The sequence below is a fragment of the Pseudacidovorax intermedius genome, assembly GCF_001476815.1.
GTDB lineage: Bacteria > Pseudomonadota > Gammaproteobacteria > Burkholderiales > Burkholderiaceae_C > Xenophilus > Xenophilus intermedius_A.
Map to the genome: position 1 here is coordinate 1 of NZ_LDSL01000181.1, position 17752 is coordinate 17752.

The 17752-nt window shown below is 71.5% G+C and carries 14 protein-coding genes; 7 read left to right on the forward strand and 7 right to left on the reverse strand.

Going from position 1 to position 17752, the window contains the following annotated elements; genetic code table 11:
- Positions 1 to 116: 116 nt before the first annotated feature.
- Both NS331_RS23085 and NS331_RS26400 read right to left on the reverse strand, forming a co-directional pair.
- Positions 117 to 1250, reverse strand: coding sequence for a DNA glycosylase AlkZ-like family protein (locus tag NS331_RS23085; RefSeq protein ID WP_058644272.1), 1134 nt, complete (start codon positions 1248 to 1250; stop codon positions 117 to 119).
- A gap of 81 nt (positions 1251 to 1331) precedes the next feature.
- Positions 1332 to 1523, reverse strand: a complete 192-nt coding sequence (locus NS331_RS26400; protein ID WP_153013009.1) for a hypothetical protein — start codon at positions 1521 to 1523, stop codon at positions 1332 to 1334.
- A 130-nt stretch (positions 1524 to 1653) separates the two neighbouring features.
- Between NS331_RS26400 and NS331_RS23090 the strand changes: the two genes are divergently transcribed.
- Positions 1654 to 2541, forward strand: coding sequence for a LysR family transcriptional regulator (locus tag NS331_RS23090; protein ID WP_058644273.1), 888 nt, complete (start codon positions 1654 to 1656; stop codon positions 2539 to 2541).
- 54 nt (positions 2542 to 2595) lie between these two features.
- Here NS331_RS23090 and NS331_RS23095 read toward each other — a convergent pair whose 3' ends face one another.
- Together NS331_RS23095 and NS331_RS23100 are read right to left on the reverse strand one after the other, a co-directional pair.
- The gene (locus NS331_RS23095) at positions 2596 to 3486 is read right to left on the reverse strand and encodes a DMT family transporter (RefSeq protein WP_058644274.1); all 891 of its coding nucleotides are present in this window, start codon (positions 3484 to 3486) and stop codon (positions 2596 to 2598) included.
- Positions 3487 to 3737: 251 nt separating this feature from the next.
- The gene (locus tag NS331_RS23100) at positions 3738 to 6296 is read right to left on the reverse strand and encodes a YgiQ family radical SAM protein (RefSeq protein WP_058644275.1); all 2559 of its coding nucleotides are present in this window, start codon (positions 6294 to 6296) and stop codon (positions 3738 to 3740) included.
- A 178-nt stretch (positions 6297 to 6474) separates the two neighbouring features.
- Here NS331_RS23100 and NS331_RS23105 point away from each other — a divergent pair, with 178 nt between their 5' ends.
- The 6 genes from NS331_RS23105 to NS331_RS23130 all read left to right on the forward strand — a co-directional run bounded on the left by NS331_RS23105 (position 6475) and on the right by NS331_RS23130 (position 14305).
- The gene (locus NS331_RS23105) at positions 6475 to 6822 is read left to right on the forward strand and encodes a DUF2946 family protein (RefSeq protein WP_058644276.1); all 348 of its coding nucleotides are present in this window, start codon (positions 6475 to 6477) and stop codon (positions 6820 to 6822) included.
- Positions 6823 to 6966: 144 nt separating this feature from the next.
- Entirely contained in the window at positions 6967 to 8421 is a 1455-nt protein-coding gene (locus NS331_RS23110; RefSeq protein WP_082702715.1) for a TolC family protein, read from the forward strand.
- Between the two features lie 22 nt (positions 8422 to 8443).
- Complete coding sequence (locus NS331_RS23115) at positions 8444 to 8995, forward strand: hypothetical protein (RefSeq protein WP_058644277.1); 552 nt, start codon at positions 8444 to 8446, stop codon at positions 8993 to 8995.
- Entirely contained in the window at positions 8992 to 10131 is a 1140-nt protein-coding gene (locus NS331_RS23120) for an efflux RND transporter periplasmic adaptor subunit (RefSeq protein ID WP_058644278.1), read from the forward strand. Before NS331_RS23115 ends, NS331_RS23120 begins: the two co-directional genes overlap by 4 nt.
- Before the next feature lie 13 nt (positions 10132 to 10144).
- On the forward strand, positions 10145 to 13264 hold the full coding sequence (locus NS331_RS23125) for an efflux RND transporter permease subunit (protein WP_058644279.1): 3120 nt from the start codon (positions 10145 to 10147) through the stop codon (positions 13262 to 13264).
- Between the two features lie 69 nt (positions 13265 to 13333).
- Complete coding sequence (locus NS331_RS23130) at positions 13334 to 14305, forward strand: bifunctional helix-turn-helix transcriptional regulator/GNAT family N-acetyltransferase (RefSeq protein WP_058644280.1); 972 nt, start codon at positions 13334 to 13336, stop codon at positions 14303 to 14305.
- Here NS331_RS23130 and NS331_RS23135 read toward each other — a convergent pair.
- The 3 genes from NS331_RS23135 to NS331_RS23145 all read right to left on the reverse strand — a co-directional run bounded on the left by NS331_RS23135 (position 14295) and on the right by NS331_RS23145 (position 17702).
- On the reverse strand, positions 14295 to 15077 hold the full coding sequence (locus tag NS331_RS23135; RefSeq protein ID WP_058644281.1) for a 3-hydroxybutyrate dehydrogenase: 783 nt from the start codon (positions 15075 to 15077) through the stop codon (positions 14295 to 14297). The two genes, NS331_RS23130 and NS331_RS23135, sit on opposite strands and share 11 nt — an antisense overlap.
- 69 nt (positions 15078 to 15146) lie before the next feature.
- Positions 15147 to 15896, reverse strand: a complete 750-nt coding sequence (locus NS331_RS23140) for an acetoacetate decarboxylase (protein ID WP_058644282.1) — start codon at positions 15894 to 15896, stop codon at positions 15147 to 15149.
- 297 nt (positions 15897 to 16193) lie between these two features.
- A complete protein-coding gene (locus NS331_RS23145; protein WP_058644283.1) occupies positions 16194 to 17702 on the reverse strand; it encodes a DegQ family serine endoprotease in 1509 nt (502 codons plus the stop codon).
- Positions 17703 to 17752: the final 50 nt, after the last annotated feature.

Consider the following 17752-nt stretch of genomic DNA (forward strand, 5'->3'; position numbering starts at 1 on the left):
GGTTGTTCAGGGCGGACTAAATAAGAAAATGCGATCTATCTGTAAACTATTCGATTTTCATTAGAATATTTACCAATCAAAAAAGTCAGATTAAGATATTCAAATATCGATCAATTTTATTTTGCAATTCTTGCTTGAGCAGATCCAGTTAACTCCGAGGAAATTAAAAATGACTGCATCTTGCTGACCTCCTCGTCCAAGGCCGGTTGCACGGCGAAGTCCTTCGCTCCAGCAAACCCGGCGTAGCCGAGCGTGACGTATAGCTGCGTGTCATGCACTTTCACATTTCCCCACCCGATCACCCGCTCCCCCCACAGCATCGGCAACGCGTAGTACCCGAACTGCCGCTGGGCCGGCGGCGTGTAGGCCTCGAACTTGTACGTCCAGCCCCAGAACAGCGTGAAGCGGCGGCGGTCCCAGACGATGGGATCGAAGGGGGCGAGCAGGCGCAACTGGTCATCGACGGCCCAGCGGCGCGAGCGCGGGTTCTCGTCGGCCGGCCAGTACCACGTGATGCCGTCGAGGGTGGCGCTGGCGAGCTGTTCACGGGCCAGGCGCAGCGCGGCCTGGGTCTGGGCGCTCAGGTGCGGCGCACCGTAGCCGAGCAGGCGCACGAGGTAGGTCAGGCTGGCGGCCGGCAGCGGCGCGTACTTGTGCACCACCAGGTCGATGAGGGCGGCGGCGCGACGGGCGCGGCCGTTGGGGCTGTCGTCGGCGGGCGGGTGGGCGGCGGCTTCGTACACCCGCGTGCCGCTGTCGCGGCGCTTCACCCGCAGCAGGCCGCGGTAGTGCAGGCCGTCGAGCAGGTGGGTGGCGAGGTTGCCCGTGCCGCCCCACGGCCCCTTGGCGCGGCCATGGGCGAAGTGCAGTTCGACCTCCCGTGGATGGACAGCCCGCCGCTCGCGCACGAAGGCCAGCACGTCGTCGGCCTTGCGCTGGGTCTCGGCGTCCCAGGGGCGCTTGGGTTCGCGCGGATGCATCAGCGCCAGGTGCTCGCGCGGCAGGAAGCCGTAGTTGACCAGACAGTCCTCGTCGATCTGCAGCCGCGGGTAGCGCGCCTCCAGGTCGCCGGCACGGTAGTCGACGACGCGGTGGCGCAGGGTCAGGTCCTGCGCGCGGGCGGGCGCGCGGATCGGGTCGGCCTGCACGAAGCCCAGCCGGCGGATGGCCGCGGGCAGCGTGGTCGGCGTGAACAGGGAGCGCGCGATGGCATAGCGGCGCAGGTCGTCGAGCGTGAGTGCGGCGGGCATGCGGGCGATTCCAGCACAGGGCGGCGCGTCGGCCCAGCGCGGGAACGCGGCGTCATGGCGGCGCCCGCGCCCTGCCCCGCTTCAGCCGCCGCCGGGCGGCACGCGAAAGCCGGCCGTGATCCGGGCCTCGGCGCGTTCCAGAAGATCGCGCACCGCATCGAGCGAGCGACGGCTCGGCGCAGGCGCGCCGAAGGCGTCCGCGCCGCCGACGGCCGAGCCGCTGCGGTCGACGTTCTCTCCCGGCACGGCACTCGCGGCAGCTCTGGCGGTCACTGAGCGCGCAGGCGCAGCGGCAGTACGGCCATGGGCAGGGTCGTTGTGAGACATCGGCATGCCCGGATGCTCCTGCCTGCGCAGACTTGCGTAAAGTTGAATTTACTGCGGATTCACTTCATCATTTCTGATGCGTCAATTGAACCTCGACCAACTGCAGACCCTGATCGCCATCGCCGACCTGGGCACCTTCGCCGCCGCCGCGCAGGCGCTGCACCTCGCGCCGCCCACGGTCAGCCTGCACGTGAAGGAGCTGGAGAACTGGCTCGACACCGCGCTGGTCATCCGCGGCCGGCGCCAGGCCGAGCTGACGCCGGCCGGTGCGGTGCTGGTGCAGGAAGGCCGCAAGCTGCTGGCCGCCGGCGACGACCTGGTCGACCGGGTGCGGCGTCGGGCCGCCGGCCGTGCGGGCATGGTGCGGGTCGCCGTTTCGGCGGGCGTGAGCACGCAGCTGCTGCCGCTGATGCTGCAGCAGCTCAACGCGCAGAACCCCGACATCGAACTGCGGCTGGAGGCCGTCGGCTCTGCCGAAGCCATGCGGCGCCTGAAGGCCGGCACGCTGGACGTCGCCATCGTCGCCAGTCCGCAACCCGCCACGCCTGAAGTGCGGCTGCAGCCCTGGCGGCAGGACGCGATGGTGGTGCTGCTGCCCGCCGCCTGGGCGCCGCCGGACGCGATCACGCCCGGCTGGCTGGCCGGCCGGCGCTGGGCCAGCTTCACGCCCGCCACGCAGATGCACGGGCTGATCGCGGGCTGGTTCGGGCAGGCGGGCCTGAGCCCCCGGCCCTACCTGGCGCTGAGCTATCCCGGCGCCCTCAAGAGCCTGCCCGCCGCCGCGCAGGCCGCGGCCATCCTCCCTTTCGAGGAAGTGGCCGACCTGGCGGACGCGCCCGAAGTGTGCATCCGCCCGATGGCGCCGCCGCTGATGCGGCCGATGGCGGTGGCCAGCCGGCAGGCCGGCACGGCCGACCCGGCAGTGGTGGCGGTGCTGGAGGTGATCGACCGGTTCAAGTCCTAGCCGGCGTCAGGCAGGCCGGGACGGGCGCGCACATCGCTCCGGTCCTCGCCATCCTCAGCGCCGCCGCACCAGCCAGACCATGGCCAGCCCGAGTAGCGCACTGCCCAGCCACTGGCGCGGCGCCATGGCCTCGCCCGACAGCCATGCGGCCAGTAGCGCGGCCACCAGCGGCTCGACCAGCGTGCCGGCGACGGCGGCGGTCGGTGCCAGGCGCCGCGCCGCCCAGGCGAAGAGCAGGTAGCCAGCCGAGGTGGCCAGCACGCCGGTGTAGACCAGCCCCAGCCAGCGGCCCGCCGTCATGGGCCAGGCCAGTCCGGCGCCCACGGCCAGCATGGCGGCGCAGGCCGTCGCCGCCGTCATGCTCCAGGCCGACGCCGCCACGGCCGGCACCTCGGCCGGCATGCGGGCGTTGCCCATCACCACCAGCGCATAGAGGAAAGCCGAAGCGAAAGACCAGGCCAGGCCCGCGGCCCAGCCGGTCGGCACCTGCGCCTGCGCGGGCATCACCAGCAGGCCCACGCCCACCAGCGCCAAAGCCAGCCCAGCGGCACCGGCGACCGTCAGGCGCTCGTGGCCGCGCAGCACCGACATCGCCGCGACCAGCACCGGCGCGCAGCAGATCGACACCACGGTCGGCACGGCCGCGCCCAGGTGGGCGATGCCGGCGAACCAGCAACCGACGTTGAGCGCCATGGCGGCGCCGGTCGCCAGGATGCGGCCCCGCTGCGCCCACGGCAGCCGGTGCCACAGGCCCGCGGGCGAGCGCCGCCAATGCCACCACCACAGCAGCGGCAGCCCGAAGCCGAAGCGGGCCAGGGCCAGCGTCCAGGGCGACACGCCGCCCTCGATCAGCCACTGCGCCAGCCACGCGCCCACGCCCCAGAGGGCGCCCGCCGCCCACACGCCACCCCACGCCAGGGCGGCCGAATTCGTCGTCTTGTTCATCACGACGCATCCAATGCGCCGGCATCGGCCGGAGCGGGACCGCCTTCAGGTCCGCCCGCACGCGTGCCGGCATGAAAGATCCGGCCGCCCGTGCACGCGAAAGCCGCTGTCTCCGAACGAGGCAGCGGCTGCGGTGCGGGATGGGCGGCCCCCGTTCAGGCGCGGACGGCGGGCGGGGGCGAGCGGAGGATGCGGATCATGGCGGCCCGGATCATAGGCCGGTGCCGAGGCGCTGTGAGGCGCTGTAAGGCTCAGCGCGGCCGGCGCGCTGCGCGCGGTCCGGGCGCGGCAGCCGGGCTGCGCGGTGCGCCCGGCTTGCCGGCGCCCTTGCCGGCCATGGCGCGGCTGCCCGTCTCCCGCGGCGGCAGGCCGCTGTGCTGGGTCAGCACGGTGCCCGGCCGCGGCGCGGCGCCGACGCGGCGGGCGCTGGAGGGCACGGACGCCGACGGCGCCGGCGTCGAGTTCTTGCGCCGCGCGCTCTGGTAGCCGCCGTCCGTCGCCGGCTGGAAGGTCGGGATCAGGTGGTGCTTGCCGTTGCCGATCAGGTCGGCGCGGCCCATGGCCTTGAGGGCCTCGCGCAGCAGCGGCCAGTTGTTGGGGTCGTGGTAGCGCAGGAAGGCCTTGTGCAGGCGGCGCCGCTTCTCGCCGCGCACGATGTCCACCGATTCCTCGGCCTCGTCGCGCATGGTGCGGCGCACCTTGGTCAGCGTGTTGCGGCCCGAGTGGTACATGGCCGTGGCGGTGGCCATGGGGCTGGGGTAGAAGGTCTGCACCTGGTCGGCGCGGAAGCCGTTCTTCTTGAGCCACAGCGCCAGGCTCATCATGTCCTCGTCGCGCGTGCCGGGGTGGGCGGCGATGAAGTACGGGATGAGGTACTGCTTCTTGCCGGCTTCGGCGCTGTACTTCTCGAACATGCTCTTGAAGCGGTCGTAGCTGCCGATGCCGGGCTTCATCATCTTGGAGAGCGGGCCCTCCTCGGTGTGCTCGGGCGCGATCTTGAGGTAGCCGCCGACGTGGTGCTGCACCAGCTCCTTGACGTACTCGGGCGACTTCACGGCCAGGTCGTAGCGCAGGCCCGAGCCGATCAGGATCTTCTTGATGCCGCGCAGCGCCCGCGCGCGGCGGTAGATCTGGATCAGCGGGGCATGGTCGGTGGTGAGGTTCGGGCAGATGCCCGGATACACGCAGCTGGGCTTGCGGCAGGCGGCTTCGATCTCGGGGCTGCGGCAGCCCAGGCGGTACATGTTGGCCGTGGGCCCGCCCAGGTCGGAGATGACGCCGGTGAAGCCCTCGACCTTGTCGCGGATGTCCTCCACCTCGCGAATGATCGAGTCCTCGCTGCGGCTCTGGATGATCCGGCCCTCATGCTCGGTGATGGAGCAGAAGGTGCAGCCGCCGAAGCAGCCGCGCATGATGTTCACGCTGAAGCGGATCATTTCCCAGGCCGGGATCTTGGTCGCGCCGTCGTGGCGGCCCTGTTCGTCGGCATAGCGCGGATGCGGGCTGCGCGCGTAGGGCAGGTCGAACACGTAGTCCATCTCGGCCGTGGTCAGCGGGATGGGCGGCGGGTTGATCCACACGTCGCGGGCGGTGATGCCTTCGCCGTGGGCCTGCACCAGGGCGCGGGCGTTGCCGGGGTTGGTCTCCAGGTGCAGCACGCGGTTGGCGTGGGCGTAGAGGATGGGGTCGGCCTTGACCTGCTCGTAGCTGGGCAGGCGGATCACGGTCTTCTCGCGGGCAGGGGCCTTGAGGCGAACCGCCGGGTTGGCGATGAAGTGGATAGGCTGGACGGCGGCCTGGGCGGCACCACCCGTCGGCAACACCGCAACCGTTCGCGCTGAGCCTGTCGAAGCGCCGGCCCGGGCTTCGACAGGCTCAGCCTGAACGGACTGGGAAGCATCGACTCGTTCAGTACCCAAGGCCGGAGATGCACCCTGCCCGGCGCGCGCATTCGCATCCGCCGCCACCGCATTCGCCTCGTCCTCCCGCGCACAGGTCTGGCCCTGGGCCTTGGCCTGCTCCGACACCATCAGGTAGGGATTCAGGTGCGCGTCCACGCGCCCGGGCTGGTCGACCTCGGTGGAGTCCAGCTCGAACCAGCCCTCGGGCGTCTCGCGGCGCACGAAGGCGGTACCGCGCACGTCGGTGATCTGCTGCACCGGCTCGCGCGCGGCCAGGCGGTGGGCCACCTCGACGATGGCGCGTTCGGCATTGCCGTACAGCAGCAGGTCGCACTTGCTGTCCACCACGATCGAGCGGCGCACCTTGTCGCTCCAGTAGTCGTAGTGGGCGATGCGGCGCAGGCTGCCTTCGATGCCGCCGAGGACGATGGGCACGTCCGGAAAGGCCTCGCGGCAGCGCTGGCTGTAGACGATGGCGGCGCGGTCGGGCCGCTTGCCGCCGACGTCGCCGGGGGTGTAGGCATCGTCGCTGCGGATCTTCCGGTCGGCGGTGTACCGGTTGATCATCGAATCCATGTTGCCGCTGGTCACACCCCAGAACAGGTTGGGCTTGCCCAGCGCGCGGAAGGGCTCGGCGCTCTGCCAGTCGGGCTGGGCGATGATGCCCACGCGGAAGCCCTGCGCCTCCAGCGTGCGGCCGATGACCGACATGCCGAAGCTGGGATGGTCCACGTACGCATCGCCCGTCACCACGATGATGTCGCAGCTGTCCCAGCCGAGCGCCGCCATTTCCTCGCGCGAGGTCGGCAGAAACTTCGCCGTGCCGAAGCGATGCGCCCAGTACTTGCGGTAGCTGGTGATCGGCTTGGCGGCGCGCGCAAAGAAGGAGACGTCGACGGGAGCGTTCATGCGTGGGATGGGTCGGGTGCCGCGGAGGACGGCACTGCGCTGCGATGCTGCGTTCGGGAACCGCGCTGGCGCCCGGGCGGAAGAAGGCGGCGATTTTAAGGGCCGCCGCCTTCTCCCCTCATCCCGAAGGGAAGCCGCGCGAATGGGGCGCGGGCCGCCCCTAGAATCCGCGCCCGTCGTGCGCCGCCTTTTCTTCATCCTCCTGCTGGTCTTGATGCCGCTTCAGTCCAGCGTTGCTGCGCTGAAGGCCTACTGCCAGCACGAGGCCGGCGGCACGGCGCACCTGGGCCACCACGAGCACCAGCATTTCGACGTCGCCGACAACGACGACGAGCCGGGCACGCCGGCCGCGCTGGGCCATCCGGATTGCGGCCACTGCCATGCGCACTGCGTCGCGCTGGCGACCGCGGTCGCACCCCAGGCTGCGGTCATTCCCAGAGCCAAGCTGAGCGAGGGCACCGCTGCCCCGCTGGCGGTGCGGGCCCTGGCCCCGCCCGAACGGCCCCAGTGGCCCGGCCTTGCCTGACCGGCAAGGCCGCAGCTCCGCCCTTTTTTCCCCTTCGCCTGACGCGCATGGCGCGCCAGCGACGCGCTGCATGCGTGCGCCACGTCCGTGGTGCGCGCGGCCTGCCGGTCTCCCTCGCACATCGATCTGCCTTGGAGAACTGGAATGCCTTTCACCCCCCACTGGCCGCGGCCCTCATCGCCCCGGTCCAACCCTCGCTGGCGGCGGCGCCTTGCGCTGACGCTCGGCCTTCTGCTGGCGCCCTGGGCGCTGGGACAGCCTTCGGCGTCGCCGACGCCCGTCGCCTCCGCCGCACCCGGGCCATTGCGGCAGGCTTTCGACCAGGCCTGGGCGCGCCAGCCCGAAGCCCGCGCGCTGGCTGCCCGCCAGCAGGCGGCCGAGGCCGGCCAGCGCGCCGCCGCGGCCTGGACGCCCGAGCCCATGGCGCTCGAACTCACCCACCGCACCGACCGCGCCAACGCCAACGACGGCCAGCGCGAATGGGAGGTGGGGCTGGCGATTCCGCTGTGGCGACCGGGCGAGCGCAGCCGCGGCCAGGCCGTGGCGCAGGCCGAGGCGGCGGCCGTGGCACTGCGCGAGCAGGCCGCGCGACTGCGGCTGGCCGGCGCGCTGCGCGAGGCCTGGTGGCCCTGGGCCCGCGCCCGCATCGAGCAGCAGGTGGCCGATGCCCAACTGGCCCACACCCGCACCCTGGCCGCCGACGTGGAACGTCGCTGGCGCGCGGGCGACCTGGCGCGCAGCGACCTGCTGCAGGCGCAGGGCACGGTGGCCGCGGCCCGCGCGGCGCAGGCCGAGGCCGCACGCGCGGCGGTCGAAGCCGCGCTCCGCTGGCAGGCGCTGACGGGCGCCTCCACAGGCGCGACCGGCGCGGCGCTGCTGCAGGACGGCATCGGACAGACGGTCATCCCAACCGAATCCGCGCCGGCCAACCGGCAAGGCGAGTTGGCCGTTACGTCCACGCCGCCCGTCGGCACCGCCGACGCCGCTGCCGGGCCTGCGGGCCAGGTCGACGACATCCGCGCCGAGGCAGAACCCGAGCCGCGCGCCGAGCCCGGGGCGCGGGCCGAGGCCCACCCCGCCCTGGCCGAACTCGCCCAGCGCCTCGCCATCGCCCGTGCCCAGGCCGAGCTGGCGGCCCGCCAGGGCATCGGCAGCCCGGAGCTGACGCTGGGCACGACCCGCGAGCGCGGCAGCGCCGACGAGCCGGCGCGCAGCACGCTGAACGTCGGCCTGCGCATCCCCTTCGGCGCGAGCGCGCGGCAGGAGGCGCGCCAGGCGGCCGCCCTCGCCGATGCGGTCGAACTGGAAGCCCAGTTGCGGCTCGAGGAAAGCCGCCTGGCCGCCGAGCAGCAGGCCGCCCGGGCCCGCGTGGACGCGGCCCGCATCCGCCTGGCCGCCGCCGAGGAACGCGACGCCCTGGCCAGCCAGACCCTGGGACTGATCGAGAAGTCCTTCCGCCTCGGCGAATCCGACCTGCCCACGCGCCTGCGCACCACCCAGGAAGCCGGCGAGGCCGCCCGCCAACTGGCCACCAGCCGCATCGAGCTGGCGGCCGCCGTCTCGCAATGGCGCCAGGCCCTGGGCCTGCTGCCCGAATGACAACCCACACCCCATCCCTCCCATGAAGCTCCGATTCCTCGCAGGCACCGCGCTGGCCCTGGCCGCCGCCGTCCTCCTGCCTTCTGCCCACGCCGACGATGGCCACGGCCACGACGCGGCACCCGCGGCGCCGGCGGCGGCCGCCCTGCCCCGCTTCGCCCTCGAATCCGACGGATTCGAGCTGGTCGGCGTGCGCCAGGGCCACGCGCTCACGCTCTACCTGGACCGCCATGACGACAACCAGCCCGTGAACGACGCCCGCATCGAGCTGCAGGTCGGCGACAAAAGCTACACGGCCGAGCCGCAGGGCGAAGGCACGTACGACGTGGAACTGGACGAAGCCACGGCCGAGGCCACGGGCGAGCTGCCGCTGCTCGCCCGCCTGACCGTGGGTGCCACGCGCGACGAGCTGCGGGGCGAGTGGCACATCGAGGCCGCCGACAGCCACGACCACGACGCTGGCCATGCCCCCGCCTGGCGCCGCCTGCTGCCCTGGGGCGCCGCAGCCCTCGTCCTCATCGCCGCAGCCGCCTGGCTGCTGCGCCGCCGTCCTGCCCCCGGAGCCGCCGCATGAACCGCCTTCTTCCCGCTTTCTCGCTCCGCCGGCCGCATGCCGCCGCCTTGGCCCTGATGCTCGCCCTGGCCCTGCCCATGAGCGTCATGGCCGATGCCGGCCACGACCACGGCGGCACGTCGCCCGCCGCTGCTGCGGCCAACGGCCCGCAGCGCCTGCCCGACGGCAGCGTCTTCCTCCCCAAGCCCAGCCAACGCCAGCTGGCGGTGCGCACCGTCGTCACGGCCGTCGCCGCCCTGCCCCGCAGTACCGAGCTGGATGGCCGCGTGGTCAGCGATCCGCAGAGTGGCGGCAAGGTGCAGGCGCTGGTGGCCGGCCGCATCGTGCCCGGCCCGCGCGGCCTGCCCGAACCCGGCCAGGCCGTGCGCAAGGGCGAGGTGCTGGCCTGGGTGCAGCCCGCCGCCGCACCGCTGGAGCGTGCCGCGCAGGCCGCCCAGCTGGCCGAACTGCGCGCGGCCGGTGCGCTTGCCGAGAAGCGCCTCGCCCGCCTGCGCGAGCTGGCCGACACCGTGCCGCGCAAGGAGATCGAAGCGCTCGAAAGCGAGGTGGCCGCCGCGCGCGACCGCGCCGCGGCCATCGGCACCGGCCTGTCGGGCCGCGACGCGCTGGTCGCGCCGGCCTCGGGTGTCATCGCGTCCTCGTCGGTGGTCGCCGGGCAGGTGGTCGATGCGCGCGAGCTGGTGTTCGAGATCGTCGACCCTTCGCGCCTGCGCATCGAGGCCCTGGCCTACGACCCGGCCCTGATCGCCGACATCGGCGGCGCCTCGCTGGCCGTCGGTGGCGCGCAGGTGCCGCTGCAGTTCGTGGGCGCCGCCCGCGCGCTGCGCGACCAGGCGCTGCCGCTGGCCTTCCGCGCGCAAGGCAACGCGTTGTCGGCGCTGGCCGTGGGCCAGCCGGTGCGCGTGCAGGTGCACAGCCGCAGCACGCACGAGGGCATCGCCGTGCCGCGCGCCGCGCTGATGCGCAATGCCGCCAACGAGACCATCGTCTGGGTCAAGACCGCGCCGGAGCAGTTCGCGCCGCGCACCGTCACCACCGCGCCGCTGGACGGCGTGCGCGTGGCCCTGACGTCCGGCGTCAAGCCCGGCGAGCGCGTGGTGACCGACGGCGCCACGCTCCTCAACCAGATCCGCTGAGGCCGCACCCACCATGTTCAAGTGGCTCCTCGAACGCAGCCTGGGCAACCGGCTGCTGGTGATCGTGCTTGCCCTGGCGGCGATGGCCTATGGCGCGTACATGCTGACGCGCACGCCGGTGGACGTGTTCCCCGACCTCAACAAGCCCACGGTGACGGTGATGACCGAAGCCGGCGGCATGGCGCCCGAAGAGGTGGAGCAGCTCATCACCTTCCCGCTGGAAACCGCCATGAGCGGCCTGCCCGGCGTGGAGACGGTGCGCTCGGTGTCCTCCGCCGGCCTGTCCTTCCTGTACGTGACCTTCGACTGGCGCACCGAGATCTTCCGCGCCCGCCAACTGGTGGCCGAACGGCTGTCGGCCATGGAGGAAGGCCTGCCGGCCGGCACCGTGCCGCGCATGGGCCCGGTCAGCTCGGTGATGGGCGAGATCATGCAGATCGCGATTCCGGTCGATCCACAGAAGATCTCGCCGATGCTGGTGCGCGAGTACGCCGACTGGGTGCTGCGCCCGCGGCTGATGTCGGTGCCGGGCGTGGCCCAGGTCATTCCCATCGGCGGCGAGGTGCGGCAGTTCCAGGTGCAGCCCGACGCGGCGCGCATGGCGCAGCTGGGCATCTCGGCCGAGGTGCTGGTCACCGCGCTGCGCGGCTTCGCGGCCAACACCTCGGGCGGCTTCCTGGCGCTCAACGGCCGCGAGTACCTGATCCGCCACCTCGGCCGCACCGCGCGGCTGGACGACCTGCGGCGCCTGGCGCTGGGCGCGCGCAATGGCCAGCCGATCCTGCTGCAGCAGGTGGCGCAGGTGGACTTCGCGCCCGCCATCCGCCGCGGCGACGCGGGCTTCGAGGGCCGGCCGGCCGTCATCCTGGGCGTGCAGAAGCAGCCGGCGGCCGACACCATCGCGCTGACGCGGCAGATCGAGTCGGCGCTGGACGGCCTGGCCGCCGCGCTGCCGCCCGGCATGGAGAGGCCGCGCGTCACCTTCCGCCAGGCCAGCTTCATCGAGGCCTCCATCGACACCCTGCAGGGCAAGCTGGTGGGCGCGGCGGTGTTCGTGGCGCTGATCCTGTTCTTCTTCCTGGGCACGCTGCGGCCGACGCTGATCGCGCTCACGGCCATCCCCGTGTCCATCCTGGCGACGGTGCTGGTGTTCCGCGCCTTCGGCCTGTCGATCAACACCATGACGCTGGGCGGCCTGGCCATCGCCATCGGCGGCCTGGTGGACGACGCGGTGGTGGACGTGGAGAACATCCTGCGCCGCCTGAAGGAAAACCGCGCCCGGCCCGAGGCCGAGCGGCTGGGCGTGCTCACGGTGGTGACGCGCGCCTCGATGGAGGTGCGCTCGGCCATCCTGTATGCCACGGTCATCATCGTGCTGGTCTTCGTGCCGCTGTTCGCGCTGCCGGGGCTGGAAGGCCGGCTCTTCGTGCCGCTGGGCATCGCCTTCATCGTCTCCACGCTGGCCTCGCTGCTGGTGTCGGTGACGGTGACGCCGGTGCTGAGCTACTGGCTGCTGCCGCGCCTGAAGCGGCTGGACCATGGCGACACCTGGCTGCTGGCCTGGCTCAAGGCCCGCTATGCGCGCGGCCTGGAGGCGGTGCTGCGCCGGCCCCGCATCGCGGTCGCCGCCGCGGCCGTTGCGGTAACGGCAGCGGCCGTGGCCGTGCCCTTCTTCCCGACCACCTTCCTGCCGCCCTTCAACGAGGGCACGCTGCTCGTCGGCCTGCGGCTGAACCCCGGCGTCGCGCTGGAGGAAAGCAGCGCCCTCGCCCGCCAGGCCGAGCGCCTGGTGCGCCAGGTGCCGGAGGTGACGCACGTCGGCCGCCGCAGCGGCCGGGCCGAGCTGGACGAGCATGCCGAGGGCGTGCACGTGAGCGAGCTGGACGTGGGCCTGAAGCCCGCCAGCGAACTCACGCGCCCCGTGGCCGCCATCACCGCCGACATCCGCCAGCGCCTGGCGCCGCTGCCGGCCGCCATCGGCATCGGCCAGCCGATCTCGCACCGCATCGACCACATGCTCTCGGGCGTGCGGGCGCAGATCGCCATCAAGGTCTTCGGCGAGGACCTGGACGTGCTGCGCGGCCAGGCCGAGCTGCTGCGGGCACGCCTGGCCGCCATTCCCGGCGTGGCCGACCTGGAAGTGGAAAAGCAGGTGCTGGCGCCGCAGATCAAGGTGCGCGTGGACTACGACCGCGCCGCGCAGTACGGCGTGCCCGCGCCCCAGGTGCTGCAGACGCTGGCGCGCATGGTCGAGGGCGAGAAGCTGTCGCAGATCGTGGAGGACGGCCGCCGCTTCGCCCTGGTGCTGCGCCTGCCCGAGCCGGCACGCTCGGTCGACGGCCTGGGCCGGCTGCTGATCGACACGCCGCTGGGCCACGTGCCCCTGTCGCGCCTGGCCACCATCGAGGAAGGCGACGGGCCCAACCAGGTCAGCCGCGACGACGGGCGGCGGCGCATCGTGCTCTCGGCCAATGCCTCGGGCCGGCCGCTGTCCGATGTGGTGGCCGACATGCGGGCGGTGGTGGCGCAGACGCCGCTGCCGGCCGGCTACTTCATCACCCTGGGCGGCCAGTTCCAGGCCCAGGAAGAGGCCTCGCGGCTGGTCGGCCTGCTGTCGCTGGTCTCGCTCGCGCTGATGTTCGTGGTGCTCTACAGCCGCTACCGCTCGGCGGTGCTGTCGGTGCTCATCATGGCCAACATCCCGCTCGCGCTCGTCGGCGCGGTGGCGGGGCTCGCGCTGTCGGGACAACCACTGTCGGTGGCGGCGCTGGTGGGCTTCATCACGCTGGCGGGCATCTCGGTGCGCAACGGCATCCTCAAGGTGAGCCACTACGTCAACCTGATGCGCTTCGAGGGCGAGGCCTTCGGGCCGCGCATGATCGTGCGCGGCTCGCTGGAGCGGCTGGCGCCGGTGCTGATGACGGCACTGGTGACGGCCTTCGCGCTGGCGCCGCTGCTGTTCGAGGCCGAGCGGCCAGGCACCGAGGTGCTGCATCCGGTGGCGGTGGTCATCTTCTCGGGTCTGGTGAGCGCTACGCTGCTCGACACCTTCCTGACGCCTGCGCTGTTCTGGCTGTTCGGGCGGCGAAGCGCGAAGCGGCTGGCGGCGGACGGGGACACGCAGGCACTTTGAGGGCGTGCGAGGCAAAGCAAAAGCGGCTATGGTTGCCTTTGTCAACTTTATTGATTGACAATGGCACGCATGCCTGAACTGACTGCTCCTGCCTCGTCGCCCGCCGCCTCTGCCGTTCCGACGGATGCCGTCAAGGCCCTGCGCCGCTTCAACCGCTTCTTCACCCAGCGCATCGGCGTGCTGGAGCCCTACCTCGGCAGCGAACTGTCGCTGACCGAGGTGCGGGTGCTGTACGAGCTGGCGCACCAGCCCGGGATCACCGCCCGCGAACTGGCCCTGGCGCTGAGCCTGGATGCCGGCTACCTCAGCCGCCTGCTCAAGCGCTTCGAATCGCTGGGCTGGCTCGCGCGGGCAACCGATGCGCACGACGCGCGGCAGCAGCGCCTGTCGCTGACCGAGGCGGGCCATGCGGCCTTCGCGCCGCTGCAGCAGCGCTCGCGCGACGCGGCGGCGGCGCTGCTCGCGCCGCTGGCGCCCGCCGCACGCGACGAACTGGTCCGCGCGCTGGCACGGGTCGAGACGCTGTTCGACCCCGAGCCCAGGCCCCTGCGCACCGCCGTGCTGCGCGACCCCGCGCCCGGCGACCTCGGCTGGGTCGTCCAGCAGCATGGCGAGGTCTATGCCCGCGAGTACGGGTGGGACGGCCGCTTCGAGGCCGCCGTGGCCGACATCGCCGCGCAGTGGCTGCGCACCACCGACCCGGCGTGGGAAAAGGGCTGGATCGCCGAACTGGACGGCCAGCGCGTCGGCTCGATCTTCGTGATCCGCCACAGTCCCGAGGTGGCGCAGTTGCGCCTGCTGGTGCTGCGGCCCGAGGCGCGCGGCCTGGGCCTCGGCGGCAAGCTGGTCGACGAATGCATCGCCTTCGCGCGCGCCCGTGGCTACCGGCAGATGATTTTGTGGACCCACAGCTGCCTCGAGGCCGCCCGCGCCCTCTATGCCGCGCGCGGCTTCGTGCGCGACGACACCGAGCCGCACGAGGGCTACGGCAGCGGCCCGTTGCTGGCCGAGCGCTGGTCGATGCCGCTCACTACTGCATGAACCAGCCGTGGCTGACCACCAGCGATTGGCCGGTCAGCGCATTGCTCGGGAAGGCGGCGAACAGCAGGGCCACGCGCGCCACGTCGTCGGTGGTGGTGAATTCGCCATCCACCGTCTCCTTGAGCATCACGTTCTTCACCACCTCTTCTTCGGAGATGCCCAGCGTCTTCGCCTGCTCGGGAATCTGCTTCTCCACCAGCGGCGTGCGCACGAAGCCGGGACAGATCACGTTGGCGCGCACACCATGCTTCGCGCCTTCCTTCGCCACCGTTTTGGCCAGGCCGATCAGGCCGTGCTTGGCGGTGACGTAGGGCGCCTTGAGCATCGAGGCTTCCTTGGAATGCACCGAGCCCATGTAGATCACGCTGCCGCCGCGTCCCTGCGCGTACATGTGCTTGAGGCAGGCGCGGGTGGTGAGGAAGGCGCCGTCCAGGTGGATGGCCAGCATCTTCTTCCAGTCGGCGAAGCCGAATTCCTCCACGGGGTGCACGATCTGGATGCCGGCGTTGCTCACCAGGACGTCGATGCCGCCGAAGGCCTTCACGGCCTCCTCGACGGAAGCGTCGACCTGCTGCTCGTTGGTCACGTCCACGGCGACGCCGATGGCCTGCGCGCCCGTGGCCTTCAGTTCCGCCGCCGTGGCGTCGGCGGCCTCCTTGTTCAGGTCGGCGATGACGATCTTGGCGCCCTCCTGCGCGAAGAGCGTGGCGATCTCCTTGCCGATGCCGGAGGCCGAGCCGGTGATGTAGGCGACCTTGTCCTTGAGTTGCATGGTGGTTCCTTTCGATGGGGGTGGGATGGAAAAGGGAGGCCGGCCACGCGGTGCGCGGCCGGCGCGATGTCACTTCAGGTAGTCGAGCTCGACGGTACCGAGCGCCAACGTCATGTCGGCGATGTAGTGCACGGTGGACAGCACCTCCAACACGGGCAGCTGCGCGACTGGCGCCAGCGCATGCGAGTGCAGCTCCAGCGAGCCCGGGCCGGTCCACGCGCCCTTCAGTTGTACATCGACCATGTGATAGCGCACCAGCTCGCAGATGCGGGCCGTGCCGTCGACGTGCGGAATGATCTTGAGCAGGAAGTTGGGCTGTGCGATGGCATCCAGGATCGGGCCGTGTTCAAGCGTGCGGTGCTTGAAGCCCATCGTCGCCGTGGCCACCCGCACCGCGCCGTAGTCCAGCGTGCCGACGATGGTGTCGATCTCGTAGGCGAAGCGCGGCGTGGCCAGCTTCTTCGGAAAGCCCCACAGTTCGCGCCCGCCGGCGATGGGCGGGTGGTCGTTCAGGTACATGGCATGCACGTAGGCGCCCTGCTCCAGGCCCCGCGCCGTGCGCAGCTGCACCGGGATCACCTGGCCCGATTCGGTGTAGTCGCCGAAGCCCGTCGAGTCCGGCATGCGGATGAACTCGTACTTGACCACCGGCTCGGCGATCTCCAGCGGCTCGGGCACCACGGCGCGCAGCGCGTCGGGGTCGGTGCGGTAGGTGATCACCATGAATTCGCGGTCGACGAAGCGGTAGGGCCCCGGCGGAAAGGCAGGGCTGGTGAAGGGCATGGCAAAGGCGCGTTCGCGAAGGTCGGAGGCGTTCATGGCAGTGGAAGAACAGGTGAAGAACGAGCCTTCATGCTGCGAACCACGGCTTAGAGGAGCCTGAAGCCGACGGCTCCAAGAGGGCAGACGCGGCGCCGTCCTACCTGGCTGCTGCGCGCACATGCGCACCTGTGGCCGCACCGGCCCGCTGGCCCGTTTGGCCATTGCCACGGCAGCCCACGCCGATGTGCAAGGCCTCGACAAAAAAAAAGGGCCGCACAGCGCCCACGGCGCTGCACGGCCCCTGGTGCAGGCAGGCGCCGGCGGCTGCCGGCGCGCCCGCGGCATCGGCGCTCCTCAGCCGATGTTGACAGGCACGAAGATCTTCTCGTCGCCGCGCTGGATCAGCAGCGCCACCGACTTGCCGGCCTTGGCCACCGTCTCGCGCACCTGGTCCACGCTCTTGGCCGGCGTGCCGTTGATGGACAGCAGCACGTCGCCCTGCTGGATGCCGGCATTGGCCGCGGGGCCGCGCGCGTCCTCGATCAGCAGGCCGCCGGCCACGCCGGCCTCCTTCTGCTCCTGCGGCTGCAGCGGCCGCAGCGCCAGGCCCAGCTTGCCCTTGGCCACGGTCTCGTCGGCCTTGGCCACCTGCGTCTTGTCGCTGGCGTTGCCCAGTTGCGCCGTCAGCTCCTTCGCGCTGCCGTCGCGCCAGACTTCGATCTTCGCCTTCTCGCCCGGCGCCATCTGGCCGATGATGGCCGGCAGGTCGCCGGAGGTGGTGATGGGCTGGCCGTCCACCTTCAGGATCACGTCGCCCGACTTCAGGCCCGCCTTGTCGGCCGGGCCGCCCTTCTCGACGTTCGACACCAGCGCACCCTCGGGCTTGTCGAGCTTGAAGGAATCGGCGAAGGCCTGGTTGACCTGCTGCACCGCCACGCCCAGCTTGGCATGGCTCGCATGGCCGGTGGCGACGATCTGGTCCTTCACGTGCATGGCGATGTCGATCGGGATCGAGAAGGACACGCCCTGGTAGCCGCCGCTGCGGCTGTAGATCTGCGAGTTGATGCCCACCACCTCGCCGCGCGCATTGAACAGCGGGCCGCCCGAGTTGCCGGGGTTGATCGGCACGTCGGTCTGGATGAAGGGCGTGAAGCCGTCGTCGGGCAGCGAGCGGCCCTTGGCACTGACCACGCCGGCCGTCACGCTGTTCTCGAAGCCGAAGGGCGAGCCGATGGCCAGCACCCATTCGCCCACCTTCAGGTCCTTGGGATTGCCGAGCTTCACCGTGGGCAGGTTCTTGGCGTCGATCTTCAGCACGGCCACGTCGGTCTTGGGATCGGCGCCCAGCACCTTGGCGCGGTACTCGCGCCGGTCGGTCAGCTTGACGGTCACTTCCTTGGCGCCGTCCACGACGTGCGCATTGGTCAGGATGATGCCGTCGGGCGAGAGGATGAAGCCCGAGCCTTCGGCCCGCGTGGGCACCGCGCGCTGAGGGGCCTGCCGCTGGCCGGGCACGCCGCCGAACTGGCGGAAGAACTGGTAGAAGGGATCGTTGGGCGACATGCCGGGCGGCATGGCGGGGCCGTTGCCGCCGCCGCTGTCGTCGCCGTCCAGCGCCGTCTTGGTCATGCCCGAGACGCTGATGTTGACCACCGCCGGGCCCTGCTGGGCCGTGATGACGGAAAAGTCCGGCGCGGCGATGGGCGCCACCATGGGCGCCGCGGCCACCACCGGCGGCTGGGGCGCCGAGCCCACGGCATGGGCACTGGTGTAGGCGCCGCCGGCGGCCGCGCCGAGCACGCCGGCCGCAGCCAGCGCAATCACCAGACGCTTGGGCGATTGCAGGATGGATTGGGTGTTCATGTGTCAGCCTCCTAGAGCTGGGGTGGGGTTTGCGATGGCGTGACTGTGAA

Excerpts from the sequence above, each read along its gene's own strand:
- NS331_RS23115 (WP_058644277.1), top strand. The coding sequence starts at position 8,444 with ATGAAGCTCCGATTCCTCGCAGGCACCGCGCTGGCCCTGGCCGCCGCC.
- NS331_RS23125 (WP_058644279.1), top strand. The coding sequence starts at position 10,145 with ATGTTCAAGTGGCTCCTCGAACGCAGCCTGGGCAACCGGCTGCTGGTG.
- NS331_RS23110 (WP_082702715.1), top strand. The coding sequence starts at position 6,967 with ATGCCTTTCACCCCCCACTGGCCGCGGCCCTCATCGCCCCGGTCCAAC.
- NS331_RS23135 (WP_058644281.1), bottom strand. The coding sequence starts at position 15,077 with ATGCAACTCAAGGACAAGGTCGCCTACATCACCGGCTCGGCCTCCGGC.
- NS331_RS23085 (WP_058644272.1), bottom strand. The coding sequence starts at position 1,250 with ATGCCCGCCGCACTCACGCTCGACGACCTGCGCCGCTATGCCATCGCG.
- NS331_RS23090 (WP_058644273.1), top strand. The coding sequence starts at position 1,654 with ATGCGTCAATTGAACCTCGACCAACTGCAGACCCTGATCGCCATCGCC.
- NS331_RS23130 (WP_058644280.1), top strand. The coding sequence starts at position 13,334 with ATGCCTGAACTGACTGCTCCTGCCTCGTCGCCCGCCGCCTCTGCCGTT.
- NS331_RS23100 (WP_058644275.1), bottom strand. The coding sequence starts at position 6,296 with ATGAACGCTCCCGTCGACGTCTCCTTCTTTGCGCGCGCCGCCAAGCCG.
- NS331_RS23095 (WP_058644274.1), bottom strand. The coding sequence starts at position 3,486 with ATGAACAAGACGACGAATTCGGCCGCCCTGGCGTGGGGTGGCGTGTGG.
- NS331_RS23145 (WP_058644283.1), bottom strand. The coding sequence starts at position 17,702 with ATGAACACCCAATCCATCCTGCAATCGCCCAAGCGTCTGGTGATTGCG.
- NS331_RS23120 (WP_058644278.1), top strand. The coding sequence starts at position 8,992 with ATGAACCGCCTTCTTCCCGCTTTCTCGCTCCGCCGGCCGCATGCCGCC.
- NS331_RS23140 (WP_058644282.1), bottom strand. The coding sequence starts at position 15,896 with ATGAACGCCTCCGACCTTCGCGAACGCGCCTTTGCCATGCCCTTCACC.